Source organism: Sinorhizobium sp. CB7 (assembly GCF_041357635.1).
GTDB lineage: Bacteria > Pseudomonadota > Alphaproteobacteria > Rhizobiales > Rhizobiaceae > Rhizobium.
Map to the genome: position 1 here is coordinate 470,070 of NZ_JAULLL010000002.1, position 12,180 is coordinate 482,249.

Here is a 12,180-nt window from a genome sequence, read left to right on the forward strand (position 1 = left end):
TTGTATCCGGCGAGATTGGAGAACGACATGGCTGCTGTGCAGGAAACAATCGATCGCGTTCGTCAGATCGATGTGGACCAGTACAAATACGGTTTCGAAACTGTCATCGAGATGGACAAGGCACCCAAGGGCCTGTCCGAAGACATCATCCGCCTCATCTCCGCCAAGAAGCACGAACCGGAATGGATGCTGGAATGGCGGCTCGAAGCCTATCGGCGCTGGTTGACGTTGCAGGAGCCCAACTGGGCCCGCGTCAACTATCCAAAGATCGATTTCAATGAAATCCATTATTACGCCGCGCCGAAAAGCACATCCGGCCCGAAATCGCTCGACGAGGTCGATCCGGAACTGCTGAAGGTCTATGAAAAACTCGGCATTCCGCTGCGCGAGCAGGAAATTCTTGCAGGCGTTGAAAAATCCAAGATCGCCGTCGACGCAGTCTTCGATTCCGTTTCGGTCGTGACCACCTTCAAGGAAGAGCTGAAGAAGGCCGGCGTGATCTTCATGTCGATCTCGGAAGCGATCCGCGAGCATCCTGACCTTGTTCGGAAGTATCTCGGCTCGGTTGTGCCTATCACGGACAACTTCTATGCAACTCTGAACTCCGCGGTCTTCACCGACGGTTCCTTCGTTTATGTGCCGAAGGGCGTGCGCTGCCCGATGGAGCTTTCCACCTATTTCCGCATCAACGAGAAGAACACCGGCCAGTTCGAACGTACGCTGATCATCGCCGATGAAGGCGCCTATGTCTCCTATCTGGAAGGCTGCACGGCACCGCAGCGTGACGAGAACCAGCTTCACGCCGCCGTGGTCGAACTCATTGCCCTTGACGATGCCGAGATCAAGTATTCCACCGTCCAGAATTGGTATCCGGGCGACAAGGAAGGTAAGGGCGGCATCTACAACTTCGTCACCAAGCGCGGCGATTGCCGCGGTGCTCGCTCGAAGATCTCGTGGACTCAGGTCGAGACCGGTTCTGCAATCACCTGGAAATATCCGTCCTGCATCCTGCGCGGCGACGACAGCCGCGGCGAGTTCTACTCGATCGCGGTTTCGAACGGTCATCAGCAGGTCGACAGTGGCACGAAGATGATCCATCTCGGCAAGAACACGTCGAGCCGCATCATCTCCAAGGGTATTGCCGCCGGTGTTTCACAGAACACCTATCGCGGCCAGGTCTCGTCGCACCGCAAGGCGTCGAATGCGCGCAACTTCACGCAGTGCGACTCGCTGCTCATCGGCGACAAGTGCGGTGCGCATACGGTGCCTTACATCGAGGCCAAGAATTCAACGGCGCACTTCGAGCACGAGGCGACGACATCGAAGATTTCCGAGGACCAGCTCTTCTACTGCCTGCAGCGCGGCATTCCGGAAGAAGCGGCGATCGCCTTGATCGTCAACGGCTTCGTCAAGGAAGTCCTGCAGGAACTGCCGATGGAATTCGCTGTCGAGGCGCAGAAGCTCATCAGCATCTCGCTGGAAGGCAGCGTCGGCTGACAGCCCTTACTGGAATGACCGCGAGGGCGCGCGCGACGCGCCTTTTCCCCGATCGCTTTTCTATGGAAAAAGACCATGCTTGAAATCAGAAATCTGCACGCCCGCATCGCCGAAGACGGCACCGAAATCATCCGCGGCCTGGACCTGACCGTAAAGGCCGGCGAGGTCGCTGCCATCATGGGTCCGAACGGCTCCGGCAAATCGACACTTTCCTATATTCTTGCCGGCCGCGAGGACTACGAGGTTACCGAGGGCGACATCCTTTACAATGGCGAGAGCATTCTCGAACTGGATGCTGCCGAGCGTGCTGCCAAGGGCATTTTCCTCGCCTTTCAGTATCCCGTGGAGATTCCGGGCGTCGCCACCATGCAATTCCTGAAGGTGGCCATGAACGAACAGCGCAAGGCGCGCGACGAGGACGAGTTGACGACGCCTGACTTCATGCGCCGCGTGAAGGAAGCCGCCGCCAAGCTTCATATCGATACCGACATGCTGAAGCGTCCGCTGAATGTCGGCTTCTCCGGCGGCGAGAAGAAGCGCGCCGAGATCCTGCAGATGGCGCTGCTTCAGCCGAAGCTTTGCGTGTTGGACGAAACGGATTCCGGTCTCGACATCGACGCCCTGAAAATCGTTGCCGACGGTGTCAACGCCCTGCGCTCGCCGGATCGCGCTGTGGTCGTGATTACGCACTATCAGCGTCTGCTCGACTACATCATCCCGGACACCGTGCACGTTCTCTACAAGGGCCAGGTGGTCAAGTCCGGTGACAAGACGCTCGCACACGAGCTGGAAGCCAACGGCTATGCCGATATCATCGGGGCTGCAGCCTGAGGAAGGCGGAAAGGACGACGCTCATGAACATGCAGACGACGAGCCGCCTTACCGCAGCCGAGGCGGCGCTGATCGAGGCATTCAACAACCAGATCGGTGATCTGCCGGGCAACGGTTCGGTCATCGCGATCCGGGACCGTCTTCTGGACGACCTGAAGAAGGCCGGCCTGCCGACGCGCCGCATCGAGGCGTGGCATTATACCGATCTCAAGAACCTGCTACGCGTCGTACCAGTGGAAGCCGGCGATGCCGGCGCGAAAGAACCGACGCCGCTGGTCGCAGGCTCTCAGCTCCTGTCCCTCGTTCAGGGGCGAGCCGATCACAAGGCTTCGGCAGACGGTCTGGAGATTTCCATCTATTCCGAACATCTGCTGAACGGTTCGGCCGCGAGCGGGCTCGGCGCGATCGATGCCGACGATGCCGTCGGCCGCATCAACGGCAGCTTCGTGCGCGACGGCTATGTGGTCGATTTTCCGGCGGGTACGGAACTCGAGAAACCGCTTGAGATCCAGCTCATGCATGCAGGCGGCCAGGTGCATACGCGCCTTCCGGTTTCTTTCGGGGCGGGTTCGAAGGCGGTCGTAATCGAGCGCCACCAATCAGTGACAGGCGACGCGGCACTCGTGTCCCATGTCAGTGACATCACTGTCGGCGAGGGCACGGAACTCACCTGGATCATCCTGCAACAGCAGGGAGCGGACGACACGCATCTCGGCCAGATCCGCGTCGATCTTGGTGCAGGCGCGAAGGTCAAGCTCTTCGTCATCAACACCGGCGGCAAGCTGGTGCGCCAGGAACTGCATCTGAAGGTGACGGGTGAGGGCACCGATCTGACGCTTCGCGGCATCAACCTCCTCGGCGGCGACAGCCATACGGACGTCACGATGGTGCTTGGCCACAATGTTCCAAACACCAGCTCGACGGAAGTAGTCCGCAATGTGGTCTTCGACCGTGCTCGCGGCATCTTCCAGGGCATGATCCGGGTTGCGCCCGATGCTCAGAAGACCGATGCCCGCATGGCATGCAATACGCTTCTGATGTCTGACGATGCCGAGTTTTCGGTCAAGCCGGAGCTGGAAATCTTCGCCGACGACGTCCAGTGCGGCCACGGCGCGACGGTTGCGGATATCGATGAGAACCATCTCTATTACATGATGGCGCGCGGAATCCCGAGGAACAAGGCGCGGGCAATGCTTGTCAACGCCTTCGTCGCGGAGATCGTCGAAGAACTGGAAGACGAAACGCTGGTCGAGGCGCTGGAAGACGTCATCTCGGCCTGGCTCGAGAAGCACGCCTGATCGGATAAGTGTCATGGACAAGATACAGCCAGCAACAACCTATGACGTCGAAGCCATTCGACGGGATTTTCCAATCCTGTCGAAGCAGGTTTACGGCAAACCGCTGGTCTATCTTGACAACGGGGCCTCGGCGCAGAAGCCGCAGGCGGTAATCGATGCCGTGTCGCATGCCTACGCCAACGACTACGCGAACGTGCATCGGGGCCTGCATTTCCTCTCCAATGTCGCGACGGAAGCCTATGAGGGGGCACGTGAGAAGGTGCGGCGCTTCCTGAACGCGCCTTCCGTCGAAGACATCATCTTCACCAAGTCTTCCACCGAAGCGATCAATACGGTCGCCTATGGCTGGGGCATGCAAGCGCTCAGTGAAGGCGACGAGATCGTCATCTCGATCATGGAGCATCACTCCAACATCGTGCCCTGGCATTTCATTCGCGAACGGCAAGGCGCCAAGCTGGTCTGGGTGCCGGTCGACGATGAGGGCGCCTTCCACATCGAGGATTTCGAGAAAAGCCTGACAGAGCGCACCAGGCTCGTCGCCATCACGCATATGTCGAATGCGTTGGGAACGATCGTTCCGGTCAAGGAAGTCTGCCGCATCGCCCATGCGCGCGGCATACCGGTTCTGGTCGACGGCTCACAGGGTGCAGTACATCTGCCCGTGAATGTGCAGGACATTGATTGCGACTGGTACGTGATGACCGGCCACAAGCTTTACGGTCCGTCGGGAATCGGCGTGCTCTACGGAAAGAAGAACCGTCTGCGCGAGATGCGCCCATTCCAGGGCGGCGGCGAGATGATCTTCGAGGTGACAGAAGACAACGTTACCTACAACGATCCGCCACATCGTTTCGAGGCCGGTACGCCGCCCATCGTGCAGGCGATCGGGCTCGGCTATGCGCTCGACTATATGGAAGGGATCGGACGAGAGGCAATTGCCCGGCACGAAGCCGATCTTGCCGCCTATGCGCAGGAACGGCTGCAATCAATCAACTCGCTGCGGATTTTTGGCACGGCGCCCGGCAAGGGTGGTATTTTCTCCTTTGAACTCGCGGGCATTCACGCCCATGACGTCTCGATGGTCATAGACCGGCAGGGTGTTGCGGTCCGTGCAGGTACGCATTGCGCGATGCCGCTCTTGAAACGCTTCGGCGTCACCTCCACATGCCGTGCATCCTTCGGCATGTACAATACCCGCGCGGAAGTCGATGCCCTGGCCGATGCGCTGGAATATGCCCGCAAGTTCTTTGCATGATTGTTTCTGCATGTCTTTCACGGAAAGCCAGCTCCCATTTTCCGGGGACATGCAATCAGGAGGCAGACGATGAGTCTCGACGAAAGCGAACAGAAGACAGACGTGCGCGACGGCATCGTGCATTCGAGCATTCCGCAGGAAGAGCTTGCCCGCCTCAGCGATGATATCATCGGCGCGCTAAAGACCGTGTATGACCCGGAAATCCCGGCAGACATCTTCGAACTCGGTCTCGTCTACAAGATCGATATCGAGGACGATCGCATGGTAAAGATCGTCATGACGCTGACCGCTCCCGGTTGCCCTGTTGCGGCCGAGATGCCTGGCTGGGTCGAGAATGCGGTGGGTGCCGTCCAGGGCGTGTCGGGCGTCGAGGTCGAGATGACCTTCGATCCGCCATGGACGCCGGACCGCATGTCCGAAGAGGCGCAGGTGGCGGTCGGCTGGTATTGATATCGCTGCTATGGCTAACCGACCCCGGTATTGATCCATTCACGAACGGGCATTACATTTGAATCATGAAGCACCGGATCTTGACCCCGGTTGCATTTTTGGTCCGCATTGATTTACCGGAAATCCGCTTTTCGGCTCGATGCGTCAGGAGAGAAGGCCCATGGGCTTTGCAGTAATGAGCATGACGGAGACCGCCGCGGCCCGCGTGAAGGCGATCGTGGAAAATTCCGGACCGGACGCCAAAGGTGTCCGTGTCGGCATCAAGAAGGGCGGCTGCGCCGGCATGGAATATACCATCGACCTGGTGACAGAACCCGATGCCAAGGACGATCTCATCGAACGCGATGGCGCAAGGGTATGGGTCGACCCCTCGGCCGTGCTCTATCTGCTCGGCACGGAAATGAGTTTCGAAACGACGAAGCTGCGTTCCGGTTTCACCTTCACCAATCCGAACCAGACCTCGGCCTGCGGCTGCGGTGAATCCGTCGAACTGAAGCCCGCCGATCTGGCTGCGCTGGCCGCACAGCGTCAGGCGGAAGCGGTCGCGCGTTCCTGACGATGATCAGGCGGCGTCTCGCCGCCATCGCATTGCGGTACGGGTCGCAACGTCAGGCCGAGCGCCTTCATCACCTTCAAGATTGTCGCAAATTCCGGATTCCGGTCACCGCTCAGGGCGCGGTAGAGCGCCGAGCGGCTCATTCCGACGTCACGCGCCAACTGGCTCATGCTGCTGGCTCGGGCTACCTCGCCCAGAGCCTTGGTGATAGAGACCGGATCCTCCGTTTCGAAGGCCGCCCCTACATATTCCTCGATCGTTTTCCCGCTCTCTAGAAAATCGCCACTCTCATTGGCAGTTATCCCCGGTACCATCCCCAAAAACCTTCCCTACAATCCAATCCCCAATTACATGGACCTCGGTCTCATGCAGTCCATGGCCGGTCGGCAACAGATAGCTGCTGACATCCGCACCCGCATTCTCGAATTGCTCCCTCATCAGGACGGCATCCCCCGATGCCCCACGCTGATCATGGGATCCGGCGACAATCAGGTTACGATGTGCCGGCATTGGCGGAAATATCGCGTCAGGTGCCGGCGACAACGGCCGCAACAGGATCGCGGCCTGCGCCAGGTCCGGCAGGCGCAACACCGATGAAGCCATGATGGCTCCGTTGGAAAAACCAAGGAGAATGGGTGCCTCGCGCAGAAGAGCTTGCTCTCTCGCGATCTCGATAAACGAGCAGAGCCTGGCTGTTTGCAGGGCAAGATCGCCATAGTCGAGAGAGCGGTCCGGATTGCGGCGGAAGAAGGCGAAACCGCCTTCCCAACTCACGCCACCGCGCAGGGCCATATAGGGATGCCGTGACGCGACCTGATCGGCGAGCGCCAGCAAATCCGTTTCATTTCCACCACTTCCATGCAGAAGCAACAGCGGGCGAGCGGCAGAATCACCGCGTCCCGCCGTGTAATGGAATCCCGCAAACTCCGACATAAAAAATCCCATTGCCGCCAAATGGTTGGGTAGGCCATTAAATCGGATTCATAACGGCCGTATGTCGATATTGCGTTGTAACGCATTAAAAGAAAATGCCCGGGCGATGCCGGGCATTTTTAATTCCTCAGAACTACTCCGCCGCTTCCGCGTAGGCCTCGACAGGCGGGCAGGTGCAGATCAGGTTGCGATCGCCATAGACGTTGTCGACACGATTGACCGGAGACCAGTACTTGTCGACGCGGAAGGCGCCCGGTGGGAAGCAGGCCTGTTCGCGGGAGTAGGGTCGGTTCCACTCGCCGACGAGATCCTCGACGGTGTGCGGTGCGTTCTTCAACGGATTGTTGACCTTGTCCATCCGGCCCTCCTCGATGGCGCGGGCTTCCTCGCGGATCGCCAGCATCGCTTCGCAGAAGCGGTCGAGTTCGGCTTTGGTCTCGGATTCCGTCGGCTCGATCATCAGCGTGCCGGCAACCGGCCAGCTCATGGTCGGAGCATGGAAACCGCAGTCAATCAGGCGCTTGGCAACGTCGTCGACGGTGACACCGGCGCTGTCGACCAATGGGCGCGTATCGATGATGCATTCATGCGCGACACGGCCGTTCTTCGACTTGTAAAGGACGTCATAGGCGCCCTTCAGCCGCGCGGCGATATAGTTGGCGTTGAGGATCGCCACCTTTGTCGCCTGCGTCAGGCCTTCACCGCCCATCATCAGGCAATAGCTCCAGGAGATCGGAAGGATCGAGGCGGAGCCGAAAGCCGCGGCCGAAACTGCACCGCTGCGACCATCGGTTTCGGGATGACCCGGCAGATACGGCGCCAAATGCGCCTTGACGCCAATCGGTCCCATGCCGGGGCCGCCGCCGCCATGGGGAATACAGAAGGTCTTGTGCAGATTCAGGTGGCTGACATCGGAACCGATGTCACCGGGACGGGACAGGCCAACCATGGCATTCATGTTGGCGCCGTCCAGATACACCTGACCTCCATGTTTGTGCACGATGTCGCAGATCTCCTTGACGGTTTCCTCGAAGACACCGTGCGTCGACGGATAGGTGATCATGCAGCAGGAGAGATCTGCCGCATACTGTTCCGCCTTGGCGCGGAAGTCCTCCATATCGATGTCGCCGTTTTCCTTCGCCTTGACCGGGACCACCTTCATGCCGGCCATCTGTGCGGAGGCGGGGTTGGTGCCATGCGCCGAAGTCGGAATGAGGCAGACATCGCGGTGCCCCTGGCCATTGGCGATATGGTAATTGCGGATCGTCAGCAGGCCGGCATATTCGCCTTGCGCGCCGGAATTCGGCTGCATGGAGAAGGCGTCGTATCCTGTCACCACGCAGAGCTTTTCCGTGAGATCGTCGATCATCTCGCGATAGCCGAGCGCCTGATCGGCCGGCACGAAGGGATGAATGTCACAAAATTCCGGCCAGGTGATCGGCAGCATTTCCGCCGTCGCGTTCAGCTTCATCGTGCAGGAGCCGAGCGGGATCATGGCGCGGTCGAGCGCGAGGTCGCGGTCGGAGAGCCGGCGGATGTAGCGGGTCATCTCGCTTTCGGCGCGGTTCATGTGGAAGATCGGATGCGTCAGGTAATCGTTGGTGCGCAGCAATCCCTTCGGCAGGCGATAGGAGGGTTCGAAATCGGCGATCGCGAAATTCCCGCCGAAAGCGCGCCAGACAGCTTCGAGCGTTGCCGGCCGGGTACGCTCATCGAGGCTCATGCCGATTTTCGTCTCGCCGACCTTGCGCAGGTTGACGCCTTCGGCAACGGCCGCGCGCAGGATCAGGCCCTGCATGTGGCCGACCTCGACGGTGATCGTGTCGAAGAAGCTTTCCGGCTCGATCGAATAGCCGAGCTTTTCGAGGCCCTTCGCCATAAGCACGGCCTTCTGATGCACCTGCTGGGCAATCGCCTTGATGCCTTTCGGCCCATGGAAGACGGCATACATCGACGCCATGACCGCGAGCAGAACCTGGGCGGTACAGATATTCGAGGTCGCCTTTTCGCGGCGGATATGCTGCTCACGGGTCTGCAGCGAAAGACGATAGGCGCGATTGCCGCGCGCATCGACGGAGACGCCGACGAGGCGGCCAGGCATTGAGCGTTTGTAGGCGTCCCTGACCGACATGTAGGCCGCATGCGGACCGCCGTAGCCCACCGGGACGCCAAAACGCTGCGAGGAGCCGACGGCAATATCAGCGCCCATTTCGCCGGGTGACTTCAGAAGCGTCAGCGCCAATATGTCGGCCGCCATGACGGCAATTGCGCCTGCTTCGTGCAGCTTGCCGATGACGTCGCTGAAATCATGCACATGGCCATGGGTGCCCGGATATTGGAAAATCGCACCGAAGACATCGGCCGGAACCAGATCCTTGAACGGATTGCCGACGATGACGGTCCAGCCGAGCGGCTCGGCGCGGGTACGGATCAGGGCGATCGTCTGCGGATGGCATTCGGAATCGACGAAGAAGGCCTTCGCCTTGGATTTCGCGACGCGCTCTGCCATGGCCATGCCTTCAGCGGCGGCCGTCGCTTCGTCGAGCAGCGAGGCATTGGCGACGTCGAGCCCGGTCAGATCGCAGATCATCGTCTGGTAGTTCAGCAACGCCTCGAGGCGACCCTGGCTGATTTCCGGCTGGTAAGGCGTATAGGCCGTATACCAGGCGGGATTTTCGAGGATGTTGCGCTGGATGACCGGCGGGGTGATTGTACCGTAATAACCCTGGCCGATCAGCGAGACGAGAACCCTGTTCTTGTTGGCGGTTTCGCGCAGCTTGTCGAGCGCCTCGCGCTCCGTCATCGGCGCGCCCCAAACGAGAGGCGCCTTCTGACGGATCGAAGGGGGCAGGGTCGCGTCGATCAGCCCGTCAAGGCTGTCGTAGCCCACGACTTTCAGCATGTCGGCCATTTCGGACGGCGAGGGGCCGATATGGCGACGGTTCGCAAAATCGTAGGGCTGGTAATCGGTAAACTGGAATTCAGTCGGTGTCGTCATTACGCTGTAAGCTCCTTGTAGGCCGCTTCGTCGAGCAGCCCGTCGGCATCGGCAGGATTCTTGAGCTTCAGCTTGAAGAACCAGCCAGCACCCTGCGGATCGGAATTGACGAGCGATGGATCGGCGGTGATTGCCTCGTTGACCTCGGTGATTTCGCCGTCGAGCGGACAATAGACCTCGGAAGCCGCTTTGACGGATTCGACGGTCGCCGCATCGTCTCCCTTGGAGAAGCTGGCGCCGACATCAGGCAATTCGACGAAGACGAGATCGCCGAGCTGTTCAACCGCGTAGGTCGTGATTCCGACGGTCGCAATCCCGCCGTCGATTTTCAGCCATTCATGTTCTTCGGTAAATTTCAGCATAGGATAGTCCTCTCTGGGAGCGATTTTCAACGTTTGTAGGTCGGTGTGATGAAGGGCAGGGAAGCGACGGTCACCGGCAGATATTTGCCGCGCACTTCTGCAAATATCTGCGTGCCCTCGGCGGCGTGAGACGTCGGCACGTAGCCCATGGCAACGGGGGCCTCGACGCTCGGGCCAAAGCCGCCGGAAGTCACTTCTCCAATTTCTGTCTTGCCCTCGGCATCGGCATAGAGCTTGGCATGGCCGCGTACCGGCGCCTTGCCTTCCGGTTTGAGGCCGACGCGGCGCCGGGTAGCGCCTTTGTCCAATTCGCCTAGAATGCGATCGGCGCCTGGGAAACCACCGGCGCGGGCGCCGCCATTGCGGCGGACCTTCTGGATGGCCCATTCGAGCGCGGCCTCCACCGGCGACGTCGTCGTGTCGATATCGTTGCCGTAAAGGCAGAGCCCAGCCTCCAGCCGCAACGAATCACGAGCGCCGAGCCCGATCGGCTGAACATCCGGATGTTCGAGCAGTCGCTGCGCGATGTCTTCCGCCTTGCTCGCCGGCGCGGAAATTTCGAAGCCGTCCTCGCCGCTATAGCCGGAGCGGGAGACGAGGCAGGAGACGTCGTGCAGGCGCACATGGCGCACATCCATGAAGCGCATGGCGGCGACATCGGCCCAGAGTTCGGCGAGAACGGAGACGGCACGCGGCCCCTGCAGGGCGATAAGCGCACGATCCTCCATAAGGGCTATCTCACAGCGATCGCCAATATGCTTCTCCAGATGCGCGACGTCAGCATGCTTACAGGCGGCGTTGACGACGACGAAGAGATGATCGTCTCGATTGGTGATCATGAGATCGTCGAGAATGCCGCCGTTCTCGTTGGTGAGGAAGCCGTAACGCTGACGCCCCTCCGCCAGGCCGAGGATATCGACGGGGACAAGGCTTTCCAGCGCCAGTGCGACATCCTCGTATTTGCCCGAGCGGGCACGGATGAGGACCTGCCCCATATGCGAAACGTCAAACAGGCCGGCTTCGGCGCGCGTGTGCAGGTGTTCCTTCAAAACACCCTGCGCATATTGCACCGGCATATCATAGCCGGCGAAAGGCACCATTCGGGCGCCGAGCGACAGATGCAGGGCATGCAGCGGAGTTTTCTTGAGGGCAGCTGTATCGTCCAATGACGCCTCCGGGTTTGCGCTTATAGAAGCGCGGCTCAAATCATGGGCACGGCTGCGCCCGTCTCTTGAGCCCCCTCTGTCCCGTTGCCTGAGATTGTTATCCCTTCGGCGAACGCCTTGAAGCGTTTCTCTCCAGAGTTCCGTCTGCCCCTGCTGGTCCTTCTGCCTGAGAGTTTCCGGGGCGGTTGCTCCTTCGGCACCGGCGCGTCGCCAGCTTCTCCCAACAAGGTCGTTCGCCATTATCTGGGCGCCGCGTGAGTTGGCAAGAGACAAATGTCGTTGCAAAACAAATTTCTGTCGCGACTTCGGCTCCCGGCTTCAGTGCCCAAGCCCACGAATGATCCCAAGCTATGGGAGACTGCGGCAAATGGGCTTTTGCATTTGATGCGAAAAACGGATATCGCGACTTCCAGCTGGAAGAGGGACCAGATGAAAAAAAGCAGCCGGGCCCTGGCGGTGGCGTTGCACGCGCTCTGCGCGATCGGCCTGCTTTTGCTGGGCTTTGCCCATCAGGTTCCACAGGCTGCCGGCGCGAACCCGGACTACAGCACCGCCCAATATAAGCTGCCCGACGGCACCTATGCGTCGCTCTGCGTGACGGTCAAGGACGACGGCGGCAAGCCTGTCTACAAACCCAATTGCGAAGCCTGCAGGCTGACCGCTTTGATCATCCTGCCGGAGCCCGACGATGAAGCGTGGCTGCGCCACAGCCTCGCGTCGTTGCACAATCCGCTCCCCTCCCAGACAGCGATCTTCGGCAATCGTTCGATCGACCGCGCCAATTCGCGTGCGCCACCCGGACTGGCCTGATCTCCAGCCAGTCCGTATCATTGA

Annotated in this window: 12 protein-coding genes and 1 riboswitch; of the genes, 7 read left to right on the top strand and 5 right to left on the bottom strand. The window is 60.0% G+C overall.

The annotated features are described in order from the left end of the window. Positions 1–27: 27 nt before the first annotated feature. The 6 genes from sufB to sufA all read left to right on the top strand — a co-directional run bounded on the left by sufB (position 28) and on the right by sufA (position 5,887). Positions 28–1,497, top strand: coding sequence for a Fe-S cluster assembly protein SufB (gene sufB, locus AAE029_RS06375; RefSeq protein WP_371071952.1), 1,470 nt, complete (start codon positions 28–30; stop codon positions 1,495–1,497). A 75-nt stretch (positions 1,498–1,572) separates the two neighbouring features. Further along, the gene (gene sufC / locus AAE029_RS06380; protein WP_371071953.1) at positions 1,573–2,328 is read left to right on the top strand and encodes a Fe-S cluster assembly ATPase SufC; all 756 of its coding nucleotides are present in this window, start codon (positions 1,573–1,575) and stop codon (positions 2,326–2,328) included. 23 nt (positions 2,329–2,351) lie between these two features. Then, positions 2,352–3,626 carry a Fe-S cluster assembly protein SufD gene (gene sufD / locus AAE029_RS06385; RefSeq protein ID WP_371071954.1) on the top strand — a complete coding sequence of 425 codons (1,275 nt, stop codon included), beginning with the start codon at positions 2,352–2,354 and terminating at the stop codon, positions 3,624–3,626. A gap of 13 nt (positions 3,627–3,639) precedes the next feature. After that, positions 3,640–4,881 (top strand): cysteine desulfurase, encoded by a 1,242-nt coding sequence (locus AAE029_RS06390; RefSeq protein WP_371071955.1) that lies wholly within the window; start codon positions 3,640–3,642, stop codon positions 4,879–4,881. 69 nt (positions 4,882–4,950) lie between these two features. Continuing rightward, on the top strand, positions 4,951–5,331 hold the full coding sequence (locus tag AAE029_RS06395) for an SUF system Fe-S cluster assembly protein (protein ID WP_371071956.1): 381 nt from the start codon (positions 4,951–4,953) through the stop codon (positions 5,329–5,331). Positions 5,332–5,491: 160 nt separating this feature from the next. Next, positions 5,492–5,887, top strand: coding sequence for a Fe-S cluster assembly scaffold SufA (gene sufA / locus AAE029_RS06400; protein WP_371071957.1), 396 nt, complete (start codon positions 5,492–5,494; stop codon positions 5,885–5,887). On the opposite strand, the gene AAE029_RS06405 is transcribed toward sufA, so the two are convergent. The 5 genes from AAE029_RS06405 to gcvT form a co-directional block, all read right to left on the bottom strand. Then, a complete protein-coding gene (locus AAE029_RS06405; protein WP_371071958.1) occupies positions 5,860–6,201 on the bottom strand; it encodes an addiction module antidote protein in 342 nt (113 codons plus the stop codon). The two genes, sufA and AAE029_RS06405, sit on opposite strands and share 28 nt — an antisense overlap. Beyond that, the gene (locus tag AAE029_RS06410; RefSeq protein ID WP_371072120.1) at positions 6,176–6,832 is read right to left on the bottom strand and encodes an alpha/beta hydrolase; all 657 of its coding nucleotides are present in this window, start codon (positions 6,830–6,832) and stop codon (positions 6,176–6,178) included. The genes AAE029_RS06405 and AAE029_RS06410 overlap by 26 nt, the downstream gene beginning before the upstream one ends. 121 nt (positions 6,833–6,953) lie before the next feature. Next, a complete protein-coding gene (gcvP, locus tag AAE029_RS06415) occupies positions 6,954–9,818 on the bottom strand; it encodes an aminomethyl-transferring glycine dehydrogenase (RefSeq protein ID WP_371071959.1) in 2,865 nt (954 codons plus the stop codon). Next, the gene (gene gcvH, locus AAE029_RS06420; RefSeq protein ID WP_371071960.1) at positions 9,818–10,180 is read right to left on the bottom strand and encodes a glycine cleavage system protein GcvH; all 363 of its coding nucleotides are present in this window, start codon (positions 10,178–10,180) and stop codon (positions 9,818–9,820) included. Before gcvH ends, gcvP begins: the two co-directional genes overlap by 1 nt. A 26-nt stretch (positions 10,181–10,206) precedes the next feature. Beyond that, positions 10,207–11,346, bottom strand: coding sequence for a glycine cleavage system aminomethyltransferase GcvT (gene gcvT, locus AAE029_RS06425; protein ID WP_371071961.1), 1,140 nt, complete (start codon positions 11,344–11,346; stop codon positions 10,207–10,209). A 144-nt stretch (positions 11,347–11,490) separates the two neighbouring features. Further along, a riboswitch (glycine riboswitch) is annotated at positions 11,491–11,579 on the bottom strand. 196 nt (positions 11,580–11,775) lie between these two features. On the opposite strand from gcvT, the gene AAE029_RS06430 reads away from it, so the two are divergent. Further along, on the top strand, positions 11,776–12,156 hold the full coding sequence (locus AAE029_RS06430; RefSeq protein ID WP_371071962.1) for a hypothetical protein: 381 nt from the start codon (positions 11,776–11,778) through the stop codon (positions 12,154–12,156). The last annotated feature ends 24 nt before the right edge of the window (positions 12,157–12,180 follow it).